This is a genomic window from Dankookia sp. P2, assembly GCF_050632255.1.
GTDB lineage: Bacteria > Pseudomonadota > Alphaproteobacteria > Acetobacterales > Acetobacteraceae > Paracraurococcus.
Map to the genome: position 1 here is coordinate 4933773 of NZ_CP192581.1, position 18963 is coordinate 4952735.

Here is an 18963-nt window from a genome sequence, read left to right on the forward strand (position 1 = left end):
TTCCTGAGCGATGACGACGATGACCGACGCGCCCAGCCTGGCGCGTGCCATGGCGGAGGCTGCCGCCGAGATCGACCAGGCCCTCGACATCCTGCTGCCGGCCGCCGAGGGGCCGGAGGCGCCGCTGTTTGCTGCCATGCGCTATGCCGCGATCGGTGGCGGCAAGCGGCTGCGCGGCTTCCTGGTGCTGGAAGGGGCGCGGCAGTTCAGCGTCTCCCGCCAGGCGGCGCTCAGGGTCGCGGCGGCGATCGAGATGGTGCACGCCTATTCCCTGGTGCATGACGACCTGCCGGCGATGGACGACGACGACCTGCGCCGCGGCAAGCCCACCGTGCACAAGGCCTGGGACGAGGGCGACCGCGATCCTCGCCGGCGATGCCCTCCAGTCCCACGCCTTCACCGTGCTGGCCGAGGAGGCGACGCATCCCGACCCCGCCGTGCGGGTCGAGCTTGTGCGCTGCCTGTCGAAGGCAGCGGGTCCCCGCGGCATGTGCGGCGGCCAGATGATCGACATGCTGGCCGAGCAGTCCGGCGGCCAGATGGACGAGATGGCGGTCGGCCGGCTGCAGACGCTGAAGACCGGCAAGCTGATCGAGATCCTCCGCCGAGGCCGGCGCGGTGCTCGGCAAGGCGCCGACGGCGCAGCGGCACGCGCTGCTGGCCTATGGCCGCGACCTCGGCGCCGCCTTCCAGATCGCCGACGACCTGCTGGACGCCACCGCCAGCGCCGAGGAGACCGGCAAGGCGACCGGCAAGGACGCCGCAGCCGGCAAGGCCACGCTGGTCAGCCTGCTCGGCCTGGAACGGGCCCGGCTGCAGGCGGAGCGCCTGGTCGCCCAGGCCAAGGATCACCTTGACGGCTTCGGCGAGAGGGGCGACCTCTTGCGGATGCTGGCAGATTTCACGATCGAGCGGAGGAGCTGAATGTCCGTACCCCCTCCACTCCGCTCCTCGACCGGGTTCGCGTCCCGGCCGACATGCGCAATTTCTCGACCGACCAGCTCAAGCAGCTGGCGGATGAGCTGCGGGCCGAGACCATCCATGCGGTCAGCCAGACCGGCGGGCATCTCGGCGCCTCGCTCGGCGTGGTCGAGCTCACGGTCGCCATCCATGCGGTCTTCGAGACGCCGCGCGACCGGCTGATCTGGGATGTCGGCCACCAGGCCTACCCGCACAAGATCCTGACCGGGCGGCGCGACCGCATCCGCACGCTGCGGACCGGCGGCGGGCTGTCCGGCTTCACCCGGCGGTCCGAGAGCGAATACGACCCCTTCGGCGCGGCGCATTCCAGCACCTCGATCTCCTCCGGGCTCGGCATGGCGGTGGCCAGCGACCTGCAGGGCGACCCGCGCAACGTCGTCGCCGTTATCGGCGACGGCGCGATGAGCGCGGGCATGGCCTATCGAGGCCATGAACAATGCCGGCGCCAACAAGTCGCGCCTGATCGTGGTGCTGAACGACAACGACATGTCGATCGCGCCGCCGGTCGGGGCGATGAGCGCCTACCTGTCGAAGGTCGTCTCCTCCCGTCCCTTCATCTCGGTGCGCGAGATGATGGCGAAGCTGGCGCGGCACTTCCCCGGGCCGATCGAGCGCGCCGCCAAGCGGGCAGACGAATATGCCCGCGGCCTGCTGACCGGCGGGACGCTGTTCGAGGAGCTGGGCTTCTACTATGTCGGGCCGATCGACGGCCACGACCTGGAGCACCTGCTGCCCGTGCTGCGCAACCTGCGCGACGCGGAGATGCCGGGCCCCATGCTGCTGCATGTCGTGACGCAGAAGGGCAAGGGCTATGCCCCGGCCGAGGCGAGCGCCGACAAGTATCACGGCGTGGTCAAGTTCAACGTCATCACCGGCGAGCAGCAGAAGGCCCCGCCCGGCCCGCCGAGTTACACCAAGGTCTTCTCCAACGCCCTGATCGCCGAGGCCGAGGCCGATGAGCGGATCGTGGCGATCAACGCGGCGATGCCCTCCGGCACGGGCCTCGATGCCTTCGCCAAGAAATTCCCGCGCCGCAGCTTCGATGTCGGCATCGCCGAGCAGCATGCGGTGACCTTCGCCGCCGGCATGGCGACCGAGGGGATGAAGCCCTTCTGCGCGATCTACTCGACCTTCCTGCAGCGCGGCTACGACCAGGTCGTGCATGACGTGGTGCTGCAGAAGCTGCCGGTGCGCTTCGCCATCGACCGGGCCGGCCTGGTCGGCGCCGATGGCGCGACCCATGCCGGCAGCTTCGACATCGCCTATCTCGGCTGCCTGCCGGACATCGTCCTGATGGCGGCCAGCGACGAGCTCGAGCTGATGCACATGGTGGCGACCTCGGCCGCCATCGACGACCGGCCCTCCGCCTTCCGCCACCCCGCGGCGAGGCTCGGGCTCGAGCTGCCGAAGCGCGGCATGCCGCTCGAGATCGGCCGCGGGCGGATCATCAAGGAAGCGCACCTCGGTTGCCATCCTGTCCTATGGCACGCGCCTGCAGGAATGCCTGAAGGCGGCCGAGGAGACTCGGCGCCCGCGGCCTGTCCACCACCGTCGCCGATGCCCGCTTCGCCAAGCCGCTGGACACCGAGCTGGTCGAGCGTCTGGCGCGCGAGCACGAGGTGCTGATCACCATCGAGGAAGGCTCGGTCGGCGGCTTCGGCAGCTTCGTGCTGCAGCACTTGGCGCTGCGCGGGATGCTGGACCACGGGCTGAAGGTGCGGCCGATGTGCCTGCCGGACCGCTTCCTCGACCACGACAACCCGAAGAAGCAGTACGACGAGGCCGGGCTGAACGCGGCGCAGATCGTCGCCATGGCGGTCGGGGCGCTGGGCTCCCTCCTCCGCGGCGGCGCCGGCCCGGGCAGTAGCAAGGCCAGGGAGGAAGTATCCTCCCTGGACCCTCCTCTATTTCTCCGAGTCCGGCGCTCGCCGCGCGGCGAGCGCCAGACTCACAAAAGGGAAGGGTGGGGTCTGGGGGAGGGAATACCTGTTTCCCTCCCCAATCTTTCTTACGGCTGCACCAGCTTCGCCCGCAGCCTGCGCGCGGCCTGCACCAGGTTGGCGATGGCCGGCTTCACTTCCGCCCAGGCCCGCGTCTTGCAGCCGCAATCCGGGTTCAGCCAGAGCCGCTCCGTCGGCAGGTGCCGCATCGCGCGGCGGAACAGCCCCGCCATCTCCTCGGCCGGCGGCACGCGCGGGCTGTGGATGTCCCAGACCCCCGGGCCGATCCCGTTCGGATAGGCGAAGCCCTCGAAGCTCGCCAGCAGCTCCATCCGGCTCCGCGTCGTCTCGATCGAGATGACATCGGCATCCATCGCGGCGATCGCCGCGATGATGTCGCCGAATCCCGCGTAGCACATGTGGGTATGGATCTGCGTCTCGTCCCGCACCCCGGCGGCGGCCAGGCGGAAGCAGCCGACCGCCCAGCGCAGGTAGTCCGCATGCGCCGCCCGGCGCAGCGGTAGGCCCTCGCGGAAGGCGGGCTCGTCGATCTGGATGATGGCGATCCCCGCCGCCTCCAGCGCCAGAACCTCGTCGCGGATCGCCAGGGCGATCTGCCGGCAGGCCGTCTCGCGCGGGATGTCCTCCCGCACGAAGGACCATTGCAGCATGGTGACCGGCCCGGTCAGCATGCCCTTCACCGGGCGCGCGGTGAGCGACTGCGCATAGCTGGTCCAGTCCAGCGTCATCGGCGCGGGGCGGGAGACGTCGCCCCAGAGGATGGGCGGTGCGACGCAGCGACTGCCATAGGACTGCACCCAGCCATGCCGGGTGAAGGCATAGCCGGCCAGCTGCTCGGCGAAGTACTTGACCATGTCGTTTCGCTCGAACTCGCCATGCACCGGCACGTCCACCCCGGCTTCCTCCTGCCAGCGCACCGCCTCGGCGATCAGCCGGCGCATCGTCGCCTCGTAATCGGCGACGGCGGTCTCGCCACGGGCGAGGCGGGCGCGCGCCTGCCGCACCTCGGCAGTCTGCGGCAGGGAGCCGATGGTGGTCACCGGCAGCGGCGGTAGGCCGAGCCGCGCCTGCTGCCGCGCCGCCCGCGCGGGATAGGGGCTGGCGCGCCGCTCCATCGCCGGTGTCGCCGCGGCGAGGCGCGCGGCGACCACCGGGTCGGCGCCGCCCGCCCGCAGCGCTTCCAACGCCGCGGCGCTCTCGGCGAAGGCCGCCTGCGCCACGGCCTCGCCCTCGTCCAGCGCCCGGGCCAGCAGCGCCACCTCGGCCAGCTTCTCCTCGGCGAAGGCGAGCGCCTTGCGCAGCACCGGCGGCAGCGCGGTCTCGCCGCGCAGGCCGTGCGGTACGTGCAGCAGGGAGCAGGAGGGGGCGATCATCAGCCGCCTTGCGCCACCCGGCCGCCCCGCCGCCTGCTGCGCCAGGGCGAAGGCGGCGCGCAGGTCGCGGCGCCAGACATTGCGGCCGTCGATCAGGCCGAGCGAGAGCCACTGCTCCGGCCGCAGCGCCGCCAGCGCCGGCGTTAGCTGCTCCGGCGCGCGGACCATGTCGAGGTGCAGGCCATCCACCGGCAGCCCGCAGGCCAGGCCGAGATTGTCGCCGAGCCCGCCGAAATAGGTGGCGATCAGCAGGTGAAGCCCCGGCGTGGCGTCGGCGAGGTGGCGATAGGCGAGCCGGTAGGCGGCGGCGCCGCCGGCGGGCAGGTCGGTGGCAAGGCAGGGCTCGTCGAGCTGCACCCAGCAGGCGCCGGCCTCGGCGATGCCGCGCAGCGCGCTCGGCATAGGCCGGCAGCAAGGCCGGCAGCTGGCGCAGCGGGTCGCTGCCATCCACCGGCTTGGCCAGCAACAGGAAGGAGACCGGCCCGAGCAGCACCGGCCGGGTGCGGCAGCCCGTCGCCAGGCCTTCCCGCACCGCCTCGGCCCAGGGGTTCTCGGCCAGGTGGAAGCGCGTGCCGGGCGCGATGGGCGGGACGAGATAGTGGTAGTTGGTGTCGAACCACTTGGTCATCTCGAGCGCCGGCGCGTCGGGTGCGATCCCGGCGGCCTGCTCGGCCGCGCTGCCGCGGGCGCCGCGCGCCAGGGCGAAGCGGGTGGCGAGCGAGGCCGGGCCCTCGCCGGACCAGCCATAGCCCGGCGGATGGCGCCGAAGGCGCAGGCGGTGTCCAGCACATGGTCATAGAGCGCGAAGTCGCCCGACGGGATGTGCGAGATGCCGGCGCCCTGCTGCAGCCGGCGGCTGGCGGCGCGCAGCCCGGCCGCGCTGCGCAGGAGGTCGTCCTCCGTGCCGCGCCCGGCCCAGAAGGCCTCGAGGGCGGTCTTGAGCTCGCGGCGGGGCCCGATCCGGGGAAGCCGAGATTGGCGGCGATGGTCATGCGTCATGCACTCCGCCCCCGGTGCACCCAGCCGCGGTAGGGTTGCGGCGCCCCTCCGGGGTCGCCGATGCCGGCAGGTCTCCTGGCTCGCGGGTCGCCGCCGCCGGCCCGGCCTTCCCGCGCGGTCGCCCGCGCAGTGGCCTGCCCCCGAAGGGCGTGGGACCGGCGGCTCACCGCCGACAGTTGCTGGGGCAGCCACCGACTGGGCGGAGTGCGCCGCACGGTGTTCCTCTTCACCCGCTCGCGCGGGACCGACATGACATAAAGATATGTGCATGTGATGTAACTGGCAATCGCCGTTGGGTCACGCTGCCGCGACACCGGCCGCCCCCCGCCCGACGATCTCTGCCAAGGGCGCGAGTCGCCGCGTGCCATGCCTGCACCTGACCGACCCTGCCCTGATCATGTCGCTGAGCCGGCGATTCACCTCCTTCGTGTTTCCACTCGAGACCATCGCGGTCTAGAAGCGCGGCCATGCCGGATCAAAAGGAACCGCGTGCCGTGGGCAGGGCCCGTGCCGACCAGTTGCTGGTCGATCGCGGCCTCGTCGAAAGCCGGACTCGCGCCCAGGCGCTGATCATGGCCGGCAAGGTCTTCTCCGACACGCGGCGGATCGACAAGGCGGGCCAGGTGCTGGATGCCGGCGCGCCGCTCGAGGTGCGCGGCCAGGACCACCCTGGGTGTCCCGCGGCGGGGTGAAGCTGGCGCATGCCATCCATCATTTCGGGCTCTCGCCCGAGGGCCGCGTCTGCATCGATGTTGGCGCCTCGACCGGCGGCTTCACCGACGTGCTGCTGCACCATGGCGCGGCCAAGGTCTTCGCCGTCGATGTCGGCCATGGCCAGCGTGGCTTGGAAGCTGCGGAATGACCCCCGGGTGGTGGTGATGGAACGGGTGAACGCCCGCTACCTCGACAGCCTGGCCGAGCCGCCCGCGGTGCTGGTCTGCGATGCCAGCTTCATCGGCCTCGGCACCGTGCTGCCGGCGCCGCTCGGGCTGGTCGTGCCGGGCGGCTGGGCGGTGGCGCTGATCAAGCACGCAGTTCGAGGTCGGGCCGGCCATCGCCAAGGGCGGCGTGGTGCGGGATGCCAATGTCCATCACCAGGTCTGCAACCGGGTATCGGAGTGGTGGGCCGGGCTGCCGGGCTGGCAGGTGCTGGGGTCGAGCCCAGCCCGCTGCTGGGTCCGGAGGGCAACCGCGAGTTCCTGATCGCCGCCCGCAAGCCCGCCTGACGCATCCCGTCGCTGCCGCTATACCGGCGGCATGAACGACATCGCCCCGCCCGAACGCCGCTTCCCCGACCTGAAGGCCGACCACGCCATCCCGCCCGACCTGAAGGCGGCCGGCTGGAAGCCCGTGCCGGCCCGCGACTACCCGGCCATGATCGGCCCCTTCCTGGCCCGCCGCGCCGGGGAGGGCTGGGAATACGCCTTCCAGCCGGAGCAGCGGCACCTCAATATCGGCGGCGTCGTGCATGGCGGCATGCTGATGAGCTTCGTCGACGACGTGCTGGGGATGACGGTCTGGGAAGCCGCCGGCCGCAAGCCGGTGACTACCGTGCAGCTCAACAACCACTTCATCGCCCCCGGTAAGCTTGGCGAGCTGATCATCGGCCGGGGCGAGGTGCTGCGGGCGACGCGCAGCGTGGTCTTCATCCGTGGCATGCTGACCCAGGGCGACAAGGTCCTGACGCATGCCGACGGGGTGTGGAAGATTCTCGGCAGCGCCTGAGGCGTTGGGGTCCGTCCGGGGAGAAGGGAAGGCAAGATTGGGGAGGGAAAAGTATTCCCTCCCCGAACCCCACCCTTCCTTTTTGTGGGTCCGGTGCCGCCGAGGGAGGGTGCCGCCTCACAGAAATAGATGAGGGGGCCTGGGGGAGAATACTTTCTCCCCCAGCCTGCCTTCGGAAGAACAAAAGGGAGAACACCAGACATGCGCACCGCCGTCATCGTCTCCACCGCGCGCACGCCGATCGGGCGGGCCTATCGCGGCGCCTTCAACGACACCCAGGCCCAGGCGCTGGGCGGGCACGTGATCGCGGCCGCAGTGCAGCGGGCGAAGCTCGACCCGGCCGAGGTCGAGGACGTGGTCATGGGCGCCGCCCTGCAGCAGGGCAGCCAGGGCAGCAATTTCGCCCGGCAATGCGCGTTGCGGGCCGGGCTGCCGCACAGCGTCCCCGGCATGTCGCTGGACCGGCAATGCTCCTCGGGCCTGATGGCGATCGCCACCGCGGCGAAGCAGGTGATCGCGGACGGCATGCAGGTGGCGGTCGGCGGCGGGCTGGAATCCATCTCGCTGGTGCAGAACGACAAGGTGAACCGCTTCCGCACCCGCGACCCCTGGCTCGAGCAGCATGTCCCGCAGCTCTACATGACCATGCTGGAGACGGCGGAGATCGTCGCCGACCGCTACGGCATCAGCCGCGACGCGCAGGACGAGTACGCCCTGCAGTCGCAGCAGCGCACCGCCGCCGCCCAGGCCGCCGGGCGGTTCGAGGCCGAGATCGTCCCGCTGCCCAGCACCATGGCGGTGCAGGACAAGACCACCGGCGAGATCACCCGGAAGGAGGTCACCCTCACCAAGGACGAGGGCAACCGCGCCGACACCACGCTGGACGGGCTGAAGTCGCTGAAGCCGGTCTTCAAGGACGGCCAGCGGGTCAAGGAAGGCCGCTTCATCACCGCCGGCAATGCCTCGCAGCTCTCGGACGGCGCCAGCGCCTGCGTGGTGATGGAGGAGGGGGAGGCCTCCCGCCGCGGGCTGCACCCCTTGGGCATCTATCGTGGCATGGCGGTGGCCGGCACCGACCCGGACGAGATGGGCATCGGCCCGGTCTTCGCCATTCCGAAGCTGCTGAAGCAGCACGGGCTCAAGGTCGGCGATATCGGGCTCTGGGAGTTGAACGAGGCCTTCGCCTGTCAAGTGATCTATTGCCGCGACAAGCTCGGCATTCCCGGCGAGCTGCTGAACGTCGATGGCGGCGCCATCTCGGTCGGCCACCCCTACGGGATGAGCGGCGCGCGGATGACCGGCCATGCCCTGATCGAGGGCAAGCGGCGCGGCGCGAAGTATGTGGTGATCACGATGTGCATCGGCGGCGGCCAGGGCGCCGCCGGGTTGTTCGAGGTCGCCTGACCATCGGGTGGGGCGCCATCCCGGCGCCCCGCATCAGGCCTTCGCGCCTGCTGGCGCAGCGGTGGGCGGGCCGGTTCAGGCGCGTGCGGCGCCCTGCAGTTCCTGGGCGCTCAACTCGGCCAGCAGGGCCCAGACCCGGTCCGGGTCCATGCGGATCTCCGGGTCGTTCAGCAGCCGGTCCAGCTCGGCAAGCTTGGCCTGGAACTCACGCTCGGTCATGCAACCCCGTCCTCCCGGTTCGGCTGCGGCAGCAGCATCCATCGAAGCTGCGGAGGAACGTGGCTGAAACACGCGGGTTGCGTTGCGCAATCCGCCGAAACCTCGATCAAACGGAGGAGAGGATCGCCGGCGCCAGCCCGGAATGCTTGGCCGCGGCATGGCCCGGGTTGCGGAAGCGCAGCTCGCCTTCCGGCACCGCATCGGGTCCGCCGAACATCTCGAGATCGGGAGGTGCAGGCGACCGCGACGACCTCGCCGCGCCGGCGGCGTGGTGAGGAAGCGGCGGATGGCCCCTTCGAGCTCCAGCTGCTCGCCGCGCAGGGCGCGCCAGTCCAGCCGGTCGAGATCGTCGAGGAAGATCGCCAGGATCCCGGATGCCGGCCGGAAAGCCGGGTCTCGGCGGCCAGCTTGGCGCGGCGGCAGACCGCGGCGGCGATCTCGTTCTCCCGCCCCGCCCGCGCCGCCATGGCGAAGACACTGCCGCTGCCGGGCTGGGTAGTGACGGCCAGGTGCGCTTCCGGGCCGAATGCGCCCGCAGCCGGGCGGGCAGGCCGCTGCCGACGTGGTCCTGCGCCTGGGCGCCGGCCAGCATCAGCGGATCGAGCTTCAGCACCGCCTGGGCGCCGCTGTCCTGCCGCTTCTCGGCAACCAGCATGGCGCTGATCCGCTGCTGCAGCTCGGCCAGCTGGTCGGGGCCGGAGATGCCTTCCGGCAGGGTCATCTTCAGCAGGTAGCGGCCGGGATGGGCGGCCAGCCAGGTCTGCAATCCCGGGTTGATGGCATCGACCAGCGCCCACCAGTCGCCGCGATTCACCGGCCGGCCCTCCTCGGCCGAGACGCTCTCGCAGACCACCTCGGCGCGGGCGCCGCCGCGTTCGACCAGCAGGTCGTAGGGGGCATCCTCGGCCAGTCCGTCAAAGGCCACGCTGAAGCCACGCTCACGCAGCAGCGCCGCGGTGCGCAGCAGGTGGAAGAAGGGGATCAGCGTCGCCGGGCCGGTCAGCCCGGCCAGCACCCGGTCCTGCAGCCGGGCGCGGCCGGCGGGGGCAGGCTGGCGGCCAGTGCCACGGCATCCTGCGCCAGGGCGCAGAAGCGGCGTTCGGCCGGGCCGGCCTTGGCCAGCGCGCGCGGGTCCGACAGGCGGGAAAGCGCGAGCTCCAGCGCGTGCCGCTGCTGCGCGGCGCGGCCGCTGAGCGAGCCGGGCTGCATGCGCAGGCCGAGCTCGGCGACGCGGGATTGCCACGGGCCTTCGCCACACAGCGCGATGAAGGCGTCGAGCGCCGGGCTCTCGCCGGGCCGGCCGGATGTCGGTGGGTCGGCGAAGGGCATGGCCGCGTCTCACACTCCTCGTTGCTGGCACCTTTCCCGACCTTCTTACCAGGCGTCAAGGGCACAGATACCGGCGCAACGCGCTCTGCTGGCCTAGGTTGTGCAGGCGTGGCGGTTTCGCCGTAGAGCTGTGGGGCGTTGCATGGCAGGAATGACCGCGTTGTTGCGCGTCGCGGAGCCGGGCGGGGCGGCGGCGCGCTGGAATTTCCCAGATGCGATCGGCAGCCCGGCCGCGGCGCCGGGCGGCATCGGCGACCCGGTGGTGGTCACCTACAGCTTCATGCAGGCGCTGCCGGCCTATGAGACCGCGACCGAGCATCCCGGCTTCCAGCCCTTCGACCCGGCGCTGCAGACGGCGGCGCAGGCGGCGCTGGCGGCTTGGTCCGCGGTCTGCGGCATCGGCTTCGCCTTGGTGCCGGATGCCGGGGAGGGGGCGCGATCCGCTTCGGCCGCAGCGACATGTCCTATGGCGGCTTCACCTGGCTCCCCGACTACGCCTATTCGGTCGATGCCGCGGGGCGGATCGCCGCGGCCGAGCCCTATGCCCGCGGCGGCGATGTCCGGCTCTCGACCGATCCGTCGCTGGATGCGCAGGCGCCGGGCGCCTATGGCCGCTACGCCATGGTGCACGAGATCGGCCATGCGATCGGGCTGAAGCATCCCTTCGAGGGCGTCGACACCCTGCCACCGGCCGAGGCCACATCGGCGCTGAGCGTCATGGCCTATGCCGTCCCGGCCAATTTCGGGGTGGTGACGGTGGAAGGGACGCCCGAGGCCTATCGCTGGATCGGGACCAGCCTGTATCCCGCCGGCCCGATGCAGGTGGACATCGCCGCGGCGCAGTACCTGTACGGCCCGAACCTGACGACCAATTCCGGGGACACCCATTACGCCTGGGGGCGGGGGAGCGCTTCCTGCAGACCATCTGGGATGCCGGCGGCAGCGATGTCATCGATGCGGGCAATCAGGGGCTGGCCTGCGTCATCGACCTGAACGAGGGCCATTCCAGCAGCATCGGCATCCGCGCGACGGAGGCGGAGCGGCGGGCGGAGCTGCCCGACTGGGCGGTGGCAGCGCCGACGCCGAGCTATGACGGGCGGGACAATCTCTGGATCGCCTGGGGGGTGGGGATCGAAGGCGCCGTCGGCGGCGCCGGCGACGACACGCTGATCGGCAATGCCGCCGACAACGGCCTGACCGGCGGGCCGGGCAACGACATCCTTTTCGGCGGCGGCGGCTGGGACACCGTCACGCTGCCGGGAACCCGGGCGGAGACGCTGCTGCTGCCTCAGGCGAATGGGAGCTGGTGCGCCTTCGGGCCGGGCGGGGGCGATCTTCTGGTCAAGGTCGAGGCGGTGCTGTTCGACGACGGCGCGGTGCCGATCGCGCCGCCGGACTGGATGGCCTGACGGCGCCGGGCCTCAGTTGCGCGGCAGCCTTGCCTCGGCCGGCGCATCCGGGTTCTGCGCCCGGTGCCGCAGCAGGTGGTCGGCCAGCACCAGCGCCACCATCGCCTCCCCCACCGGGACGGCGCGGATGCCGACGCAGGGGTCGTGCCGGCCCTTGGTGAGCACCTCCACCTCCTGCCCGAAGCGGTCCACCGAGCGGCGTGGCGTCAGGATCGAGGAAGTCGGCTTCACCGCGAAGCGGGCGACGACCGGCTGGCCGGTGGAGATGCCGCCGAGCACGCCGCCCGCATGGTTGTCGCCGAAGGCCACCCGGCCGTCGGGGCCCATCCGCATCTCGTCGGCATTGCCCTCGCCGGTCAGGGCGGCGGCGGCGAAGCCCTCGCCGATCTCGACGCCCTTCACCGCATTGATGCCCATCAGCGCCGCGGCGATATCGGCATCGAGCTTGCCGTAGATCGGCGCGCCGAGGCCGGGCGGGATGCCCTCCGCCACCACCTCGATGACGGCGCCGAGCGAGGAGCCGGACTTCCGCGCCTCGGTCAGCATCGCCTCCCAGCGGGCGGCGGCGGCGCGGTCGGGGCAGAAGAAGGCGTTCTCCCGCCGCCGCCGCCCAGTCCCAGGCGGCGCGGTCGATGCGGTCGGGGCCCATCTGCACCAGGGCGCCGCGGACGGTCACCTCCGGCCCCAGCACCTTGCGGGCGACGGCGCCGGCGGCGACCCGCATCGCGGTCTCCCCGCGCGCTGCTGCGGCCGCCGCCGCGGTAGTCGCGGATGCCGTATTTCAGGTCGTAGGTCAGGTCGGCATGGCCGGGCCGGTAGCGGTCCTTGATCTCGCCGTAATCCTTGCTGCGCTGGTCGGTGTTCTCGATCAGCAGGGCGATCGGCGTGCCGGTGGTCACCCCCTCGAAGGTGCCGGAGAGAATGCGGACCTCGTCGGCCTCCTGCCGTTGCGTCACGAATTTCGACTGGCCGGGGCGGCGGCGGTCGAGGAAGGGCTGGATGTCGGCCTCGGTCAGCGCCAGGCGGGGCGGGCAGCCGTCGACGACGCAGCCGATGGCCGGGCCGTGCGACCTCGCCCCAGGTGGTGACACGGAAGAGGTGGCCGAAGCTGTTGTGGGACATGGAAGCCTGATGCCGGAGGGGCGGAACCCTCACGGGCTGCGCAACTCGAGTTTATCGAAGAACAGCAGGATGGCGAAGGCGTGCCAGTGCAGGCCGGCCGGCAGCGCGCCACCATGGCCGGGCCGGACATGCAGGCCGGGGGCAAGGGTCCAGCCGCCGGCGAGGCGGGCGACCGGCTCGTTCAGGTAGTCCATGGCATCGCCCGCGGCACGGCCGGCATGCCAGTTGGCGGCGCGGGTCCGCACCGCCGGATCGATCAGGGCGAGGTCGGCGCGCAGCGCAGGCGGGCGCAGCCAGAGCGCCGTGCCGAGCCCGATGGCGGCGAGCAGCGGGCCGAGCCGCCGGGCCGGGCCGGCGGTGCGCGCGGGCGGCGGCAGGGCTGCCGCGAGGCAGAGCAGCGCGACGGCGAACATGCCCTGGCGCAGCGCCTCGTGCCGGTCGCAGCAGAGCATGCCGGATTGCCGATACGCCATGGCGACCGACAGCAGGCTGGTGCCGAGCAGTGCCAGCGCGGCGAGCAAGGCCGAGAGCCGCGCGGAGCGCGAGGCCGGCACCGGCAGCGATGCCCAGAAGCCGACCAGCAGGACGAGCTTGAGCGTGAGACCGAGCGGCAGGTTGCCGACCCTGCCATTCTGCCGCTGCAGGCCGAGCGCCGACCGGGCCCAGTCCGGCAGGCCCGCCAGCAAGCTCGCCGCGGTGCTGCCGGCGGCCGGGCCGGGCAGCAGGACCTCATGCGTCGCCGCCGCGCGATTCAGCGCCAGGACGAGCAGCAGGCCACCGGCCAGCAGCGCCGGCAGGAGCCAGGCCCAGGCGGGCATCTCCGGCGCGAGCCAGTCGGCCGATGCGGGCCAAAGCCGCGCCGCGCCCAGCCGGCCGAGCTGCGCGGGTGCCGAACAGCAGCACGAAGACCGCCCCCGTCTCGACGCTGCCGGCGGCCAGCAGCAGCACGGCGCAGAGCGCGGCGGGATGGCCGCGGCCGATCGACAGCAAGGCGGCCGCGCCGATGCCGGCGAAGGCGGGCAGGTAGGCCAGGCTGGCCGCCGGCCAGAACCACATCTCCCCGGGCCGGGCGAGCAGCAGGGCGGCGGCGAAGAGGGCCAGCGGGATGGCCAGCCCCAGCCGCGCGTGTCGCGCCGCGGTCAGCAGCAGCAGCAGCGTGCGCGCCCCAGGCGGCGGCCAGCCCGGGTACGATGCCCGGCGCGTCCTGCCAGGCGACGAGGCGCCAATAGGCGAAGAGCAGCACCTCCGATACCGGCCGGGGGCTCCAGCCGAGGATGCGTTCGGCAACCTGAGCCCAGCCCAGCTGGCCGTGCTGCGCAGACTGCAGGAACTCGTCCGGCCGCCAGCCGCCGAGCGGCAGCAGCAGGCCATGGGCGGCGATGACGGCGAGCGACACCGCGCCCAGCGCGAGGCCGGCCGGGCTCTGCCGCTGGCCGGTCCAAGCCTCCCTGCCTCAGACCGTGCTGATGTCGGGCGCGTCGACCGCCTTCATGCCGACCACGTGGAAGCCGCTATCCACATGGTGCACCTCCCCGGTCACGCCGGCGGACAGGTCGCTCAGCAGATAGAGCCCGGCGCCGCCGACCTCCTCGATGGTCACGTTCCGCTTCAGCGGCGCGTTGTACTGGTTCCACTTGAGGATGTAGCGGAAGTCGCCGATGCCGCTGGCCGCCAGGGTGCGGATCGGACCGGCCGAAATGGCATTCACCCGGATGCCTACGCCGCCGAGATCGACCGCGAGGTAGCGCACGCTGGCCTCGAGCGCCGCCTTGGCCACGCCCATCACGTTGTAATGAGGCGTGACGCGCTCCGCGCCCAGGTAGCTCATCGTCAGCAGCGATCCGCCCGGCTTCATGAGCGGTACCGCACGCTGGCTCACCGAGACGAAGGAATAGGCAGAGATGTCGAGCGCCTGCAGGGAACAGCGTCGCGCGGCGTATCGAGGTAGCGGCCGCGCAGGTAGTCCTTGTTGGCGAAGCCGATGGCGTGGACCAGGAAGTCCATCCCGCCCCAGGCGTCCTTGATGGCGGCGAAGGCGGCGTCGACGCTGGCATCGTCGGTCACGTCGCAGGGCAGCACCAGGGAGGAGCCGAGGCTTTCGGCCAGCGGGCGGACGCGCTTCTCCAGCGCTTCCCCTGATAGGTGAAGGCGACCTCCGCGCCCTGCGCCGCCAGCGCCCGGGCGATGCCCCAGGCGATCGAACGGTCATTGGCGACGCCCATGATGAGGCCCCGCTTGCCGGCCATCAGAGTGCCGGTGGGAGCTTCGGCGAGGGGCGCATCTGACATACGGAGGGAGTACCGGCTTGTTGCGGATGGGCAGGCGTGGTGGCACACCCCGGACGCCGGGCAAGGGATTCCGGCCGCACGCTTCGTGACCCGGGATTACCGCCATGGACAGCACCGCCGCCGAGCCGATCGCCCGTTTCGAGGCCTGGATGGCGGAAGCCGCGAAATCCGAGCCGAACGATCCGAACGCCGTCTGCCTGGCGACCTGCACGAAGGAGGGCCGTCCCTCCGCCCGCATGGTGCTGCTGAAGGGCGTCGATCCAAAAGGGTTCGTCTTCTACACCAATCTCGAGAGCCGCAAGGGTGGCGAGTTGCTGGGCAACCCCTTCGCCGCGCTCTGCTTCCACTGGAAGACCCTGCAGCGCAGCGTGCGGGTGGAGGGCGCGGTCGAGCGCGTCTCCGATGCCGAGGCGGATGCCTACTACGCCTCCCGCGCCCGGGGCTCACGCATCGGCGCCTGGGCCAGCCGGCAGTCGCGCCCTTTGGAAGGCCGCTTCGCGCTGGAGAAGGCGGTGGCGGAATACACGATGAAGTTCGGCATCGGCGAGATCCCCCGGCCGGAATCCTGGTCCGGCTTCCGCGTGCTGCCGGAGCGGATCGAGTTCTGGCGCGACATGCCCTTCCGCCTGCACGACCGGCAGGTCTTCCACCGCGACGGCGCCGGCTGGCGGATCGAAGCGCTGTACCCGTGATGTCGCGCCGGAGGCGCGCGGAGACGCACTGCCGGAGGCGCGGGAGACGCACTGCCGGAGGCGCGCGGAGACGCACTGCCGGAGGCGCGCGTGGATGCACAGCCGGGGGCGCTCGGGGATGCTTTGCCGAAGGGGCGCGGCCGCATGATACCGCCGGGGCAGGCCGAGGTCGCGGCGCTGCTCCGCCGCCTGGCCGGCACCGATCCGGTGGAGACCCACATCTCCGCCGTCTTCGTCGGGCCGGACACGGTGTGGAAGCTGAAGAAGGCGGTGGCGCTCGGCTTCCTCGATTTTTCCGGCCTGGCGGCACGGGAGCACTTCCTGCGGCGGGAGCTGGCGCTCAACCAGCCCGTGGCACCGGCCCTCTACCGCGACGTGGTGCCGGTGACCCGGGCGCCGGACGGCGGCCTGGCGCTGGAAGGGCCGGGCGAGCCGGTCGACTGGGTGCTGCGCATGGCGCCGGTCCCGGCCGGCGACTTCCTCGACGCCGTCGCGTCCCGCGGCGGGCTGGACGAGCGGCTGCTGGACGCCATTGCCGATGCCGCCTTCGCCCTGCACGCCGCCCTGCCGCCGCTGCCCGGCCCCGACGCGCCGGCGGCGCTGCGCCGTGTGCTGGAGGGCAATGCGGCCGCGGCGCTCGCCGCCGGCCTGCCGGCCGCGCGGGTCGAGGCCCTGGCCACGGCGACCCGTGGCTGGATCGCCCGCCTCGCGCCCATCCTGGCGGCCCGCGCGGCATCTGGCCGGGTGCGGCGCTGCCATGGCGACCTGCACCTCGGCAATCTCTGCCTGCTGGACGGGCGCGTCACGCCCTTCGACGCGCTGGAATCTCGATGAGGCGCTGGCGACCATCGACACCGGCTACGACCTCGCCTTCCTGCTGATGGACCTCGACCACCGCGTCGGCCGGCCGGCCGCCAACCGGGTGCTGAACCGCTATGTCGCGCGTTCCGGCGATGCCGGGCTGGTCGCCGCCCTGCCGCTCTGGCTCTCGCTGCGGGCGATGATCCGGGCGCATGCCCTGGCCAAGGCGAAAGGCGTGGCGCAGGGCCTGCCCTATCTCGGCCTGGCCGAGGCGATGCTGGCGCCGCCGCCGCCCCGCCTCGTCGCAGTCGGCGGGCTGCAGGGCACCGGCAAGTCGCGCCTGGCCCGCGCCCTGGCGCCCTCGCTCGGCGCCGCGCCCGGCGCGCTGGTGCTGCGCAGCGACGAGATCAGGAAGCGCCTGGCCGGGCTGGCGCCCGAGGAAAGATTGCCCTCCGCTGCCTATGCGCGGGAGGCCAGCGCCGCGGTCTTCGCCGAGCTCGCCGCCCTGGCCGCTGAGGCGCTGCGCGGCGGCCATGCCGTGATCGCCGATGCCGCCTTCCTGCGGCCGGAGGAACGCGCGGCGATCGAGGCGGCGCGCGGCAACGCGCCCTTCCAGGGCTTCTGGCTGGAGGCGCCGATCGCGGTGCTGCGCGCCCGGGTCGAGGCCCGGCGCGGCGATGCCTCGGACGCCGATGCCGCGGTGCTGGCGGCGGCCGCGGCGCGCGACCCCGGCCCGGTCGGCTGGCAGCGGCTGGATGCCGCAGCCGACCCCATTCCGGCAGCGCGTCGCGCCCTGGGCTTGAACCCGGACGATCCGTGATAGACATGTCTCCGATGCGCCTTTGGGGAGATGCGCCATGGCCTACCGTCGCCTGCTTCTGCCGCTGACCGGCACCGCCGCCGGGGAGGCCGCGCTCGCCACCGCGCTCAGCGTGGCGCAGATCTGGAACGCCCATGTCCACTGCCTGCATGTCCGGGTGGATGCGCGTGACGTGGCGCCGCTGGCCGGCGAGGGGCTGTCGGGCGCGATGATCGAGGAGATGATGGCGGCGACCGAGCGCGAGAGCGGCGAGCGGGCCAACCGCGTCCGCGCCCTGTTCGAGCGCTTCACCGGCCATGCCGGCGGCGTGGCGCTCGCCAACAGCGCCGAGACCGCGCTGAAGACCGACGGCCCGACCCTGTCCTTCGAGAGCATCGCAGGGCGCGAGGAGGACGTGGTCGCGCAGCAGTCGCGCCTCTACGACATGGCGGTGGTGCCGCATCCGGAGGCGGATGAGGACGTCTCCTCGAGCGACGCGCTGCATGCCGTGCTGTTCGACAGCGGCCGGCCGGTGCTGATCGCCCCGCGCGAGGCGCCCTCGACCATCGGCACCCGGGTCTGCTGCGCCTGGAACGGCTCGGCCGAGAGCGCCGCCGCGGTCGCCGCGGCGCTGCCCTGGCTGCACCGGGCGAACGCGGTCCAGCTCCTCTATGCCGACGAGTACCAGCGGCGCGGCCCGACCGTGGACGGCATTCGGAGCTACCTGCGCTGGCACGAGATCGAGGCCGAGCCGAAGCTGTTCAAGCCGCTGACCAAGGATGTCGGCGCCGGGCTGCTGGGGGCGGCGCGCGACTTCCGCGCCGACCTGCTCTGCATGGGGGCCTACAGCCATTCCCGGCTGCGGCAGCTGATCCTGGGCGGCGTGACCCGCCACATCCTGGAGAACAGCGACATGCCCGTGCTGATGTGCCGGTGAGGCTGCCGGCGGTCTGGCCCCGGCCAGGCCGCCATAGCCGTCCCTGATGATGGCGATCACCGCCGCCCCATGGCGACGGCGGGCCGGCTGGACCATCTTCCGCCTCAACGGACGACAAGCCCGTCCGGCATGAGGATCCAATGATCGATGTCCGCCCCTTCAAGAGCCTCGGTGGCGCCAACCATGGCTGGTTGAAGGCGAAGCACCACTTCTCCTTCGCCAGCTACCATGACGACGCCCGGATGAACTGGGGCCGCCTGCGCGTCTGGAACGACGACGAGATCGCCGCCGGCACCGGCTTCGACCCGCATCCGCACCGCGACATGGAGATCATCACCTATGTCCGGGAGGGTGCGATCACCCACAAGGACAGCCTGGGCAATACCGGCCGGACCGAGGCCGGCGACGTGCAGATCATGTCCGCCGGCACCGGCGTGGTGCACAGCGAGTACAACCTGGAGCCGGAGACGACCAAGATCTTCCAGATCTGGATCATCCCCGACCGCCGCGGCGTGCAGCCGAACTGGGGCGCCAAGGGAATTCCCAAGGCGACCCGCGAGGCAGGGTTCGAGGTGCTGGCCAGCGGCCGCGAGCAGGATGCCGGGACCGGCGCGCTGCCGCTGAACGTCAACGGCGCGGTGCTCGCCGCCACGCTGAAGGCCGGCCAGACCCTGCGCCAGCCGCTGGCCGAGGGCCGCGCCGCCTACCTGGTGCCGGCCAAGGGCGCGGTGACGGTGAACGGCCAGGCGCTGGGCGCCCGCGACGGCGCCGGCATCGTCGACGAGCCGGTGATCGAGATCACCGCCTCGGAGGATGCCGAAGCTGGTGCTGGTCGAGGTCGCCAAGGAGTAGCGGGGAGGGGCGGGCGACCGCCCTCTTTCGTCGCGTCCGCTTTGGCGCCCCCTTCCTTGCGCGCCGCTTTGG

General features: G+C 72.1%; 16 protein-coding genes, 6 pseudogenes and 1 riboswitch. Of the genes and pseudogenes, 14 read left to right on the forward strand and 8 right to left on the reverse strand.

The annotated features are described in order from the left end of the window. Positions 1–10: 10 nt before the first annotated feature. Together ACQ86J_RS29310 and dxs are read left to right on the forward strand one after the other, a co-directional pair. Positions 11–924 (forward strand): annotated as a pseudogene (locus ACQ86J_RS29310) (polyprenyl synthetase family protein). Between the two features lie 53 nt (positions 925–977). Further along, positions 978–2813, forward strand: a pseudogene (dxs, locus tag ACQ86J_RS29315) (1-deoxy-D-xylulose-5-phosphate synthase); the annotation flags it as partial. 176 nt (positions 2814–2989) lie between these two features. On the opposite strand, the pseudogene metE reads toward dxs, so the two are convergent. Then, positions 2990–5307 (reverse strand): annotated as a pseudogene (metE, locus tag ACQ86J_RS29320) (5-methyltetrahydropteroyltriglutamate--homocysteine S-methyltransferase). A gap of 55 nt (positions 5308–5362) precedes the next feature. Beyond that, positions 5363–5578: riboswitch (cobalamin riboswitch) on the reverse strand. 230 nt (positions 5579–5808) lie between these two features. On the opposite strand from metE, the gene ACQ86J_RS29325 reads away from it, so the two are divergent. The 5 genes from ACQ86J_RS29325 to ACQ86J_RS29345 all read left to right on the forward strand — a co-directional run bounded on the left by ACQ86J_RS29325 (position 5809) and on the right by ACQ86J_RS29345 (position 8443). Continuing rightward, positions 5809–6006, forward strand: coding sequence for a S4 domain-containing protein (locus ACQ86J_RS29325; RefSeq protein ID WP_431268289.1), 198 nt, complete (start codon positions 5809–5811; stop codon positions 6004–6006). Beyond that, entirely contained in the window at positions 5988–6176 is a 189-nt protein-coding gene (locus tag ACQ86J_RS29330) for an SAM-dependent methyltransferase (protein WP_431268290.1), read from the forward strand. Before ACQ86J_RS29325 ends, ACQ86J_RS29330 begins: the two co-directional genes overlap by 19 nt. After that, a complete protein-coding gene (locus ACQ86J_RS29335; RefSeq protein WP_431268291.1) occupies positions 6145–6540 on the forward strand; it encodes an SAM-dependent methyltransferase in 396 nt (131 codons plus the stop codon). The genes ACQ86J_RS29330 and ACQ86J_RS29335 overlap by 32 nt, the downstream gene beginning before the upstream one ends. Before the next feature lie 31 nt (positions 6541–6571). Then, on the forward strand, positions 6572–7039 hold the full coding sequence (locus tag ACQ86J_RS29340) for a PaaI family thioesterase (RefSeq protein WP_431268292.1): 468 nt from the start codon (positions 6572–6574) through the stop codon (positions 7037–7039). Positions 7040–7240: 201 nt separating this feature from the next. Then, positions 7241–8443, forward strand: a complete 1203-nt coding sequence (locus ACQ86J_RS29345; RefSeq protein WP_431268293.1) for an acetyl-CoA C-acyltransferase — start codon at positions 7241–7243, stop codon at positions 8441–8443. A gap of 75 nt (positions 8444–8518) precedes the next feature. Here the strand turns inward: ACQ86J_RS29345 and ACQ86J_RS29350 are convergent, their stop codons facing one another. The 3 genes from ACQ86J_RS29350 to ACQ86J_RS29360 form a co-directional block, all read right to left on the reverse strand. Next, positions 8519–8662, reverse strand: a complete 144-nt coding sequence (locus tag ACQ86J_RS29350; RefSeq protein ID WP_431268294.1) for a peptide chain release factor 1 — start codon at positions 8660–8662, stop codon at positions 8519–8521. Between the two features lie 106 nt (positions 8663–8768). Continuing rightward, complete coding sequence (locus tag ACQ86J_RS29355) at positions 8769–9677, reverse strand: hypothetical protein (RefSeq protein ID WP_431268295.1); 909 nt, start codon at positions 9675–9677, stop codon at positions 8769–8771. Continuing rightward, positions 9662–9991: a hypothetical protein gene (locus tag ACQ86J_RS29360; protein WP_431268296.1), complete on the reverse strand. Its 330-nt coding sequence runs from the start codon at positions 9989–9991 to the stop codon at positions 9662–9664. Before ACQ86J_RS29360 ends, ACQ86J_RS29355 begins: the two co-directional genes overlap by 16 nt. Before the next feature lie 459 nt (positions 9992–10450). Here ACQ86J_RS29360 and ACQ86J_RS29365 point away from each other — a divergent pair, with 459 nt between their 5' ends. Together ACQ86J_RS29365 and ACQ86J_RS29370 are read left to right on the forward strand one after the other, a co-directional pair. After that, positions 10451–10984 carry a hypothetical protein gene (locus tag ACQ86J_RS29365; RefSeq protein ID WP_431268297.1) on the forward strand — a complete coding sequence of 178 codons (534 nt, stop codon included), beginning with the start codon at positions 10451–10453 and terminating at the stop codon, positions 10982–10984. A gap of 74 nt (positions 10985–11058) precedes the next feature. Further along, positions 11059–11400, forward strand: a complete 342-nt coding sequence (locus ACQ86J_RS29370; protein WP_431268298.1) for a hypothetical protein — start codon at positions 11059–11061, stop codon at positions 11398–11400. Between the two features lie 12 nt (positions 11401–11412). Here ACQ86J_RS29370 and aroC read toward each other — a convergent pair. The 4 genes and pseudogenes from aroC to fabI all read right to left on the reverse strand — a co-directional run bounded on the left by aroC (position 11413) and on the right by fabI (position 14810). Further along, positions 11413–12522, reverse strand: a pseudogene (gene aroC, locus ACQ86J_RS29375) (chorismate synthase). 29 nt (positions 12523–12551) lie between these two features. After that, positions 12552–13340, reverse strand: coding sequence for a hypothetical protein (locus ACQ86J_RS29380; protein WP_431268299.1), 789 nt, complete (start codon positions 13338–13340; stop codon positions 12552–12554). Then, entirely contained in the window at positions 13252–13809 is a 558-nt protein-coding gene (locus ACQ86J_RS29385) for a hypothetical protein (protein ID WP_431268300.1), read from the reverse strand. The genes ACQ86J_RS29380 and ACQ86J_RS29385 overlap by 89 nt, the downstream gene beginning before the upstream one ends. A 166-nt stretch (positions 13810–13975) precedes the next feature. Next, positions 13976–14810 (reverse strand): annotated as a pseudogene (gene fabI, locus ACQ86J_RS29390) (enoyl-ACP reductase FabI). Between the two features lie 104 nt (positions 14811–14914). Here fabI and pdxH point away from each other — a divergent pair. From pdxH to ACQ86J_RS29415, 5 genes and pseudogenes are all read left to right on the forward strand, one after another. After that, positions 14915–15502, forward strand: a complete 588-nt coding sequence (gene pdxH / locus ACQ86J_RS29395; RefSeq protein WP_431268301.1) for a pyridoxamine 5'-phosphate oxidase — start codon at positions 14915–14917, stop codon at positions 15500–15502. Positions 15503–15646: 144 nt separating this feature from the next. After that, complete coding sequence (locus tag ACQ86J_RS29400) at positions 15647–16336, forward strand: phosphotransferase (protein WP_431268302.1); 690 nt, start codon at positions 15647–15649, stop codon at positions 16334–16336. Then, the gene (locus tag ACQ86J_RS29405) at positions 16260–17123 is read left to right on the forward strand and encodes an AAA family ATPase (RefSeq protein WP_431268303.1); all 864 of its coding nucleotides are present in this window, start codon (positions 16260–16262) and stop codon (positions 17121–17123) included. Before ACQ86J_RS29400 ends, ACQ86J_RS29405 begins: the two co-directional genes overlap by 77 nt. Before the next feature lie 37 nt (positions 17124–17160). Beyond that, positions 17161–18039 carry a universal stress protein gene (locus tag ACQ86J_RS29410; RefSeq protein ID WP_431268304.1) on the forward strand — a complete coding sequence of 293 codons (879 nt, stop codon included), beginning with the start codon at positions 17161–17163 and terminating at the stop codon, positions 18037–18039. 140 nt (positions 18040–18179) lie between these two features. Then, positions 18180–18891: pseudogene (locus ACQ86J_RS29415) on the forward strand (pirin family protein). Positions 18892–18963 lie beyond the last annotated feature (72 nt).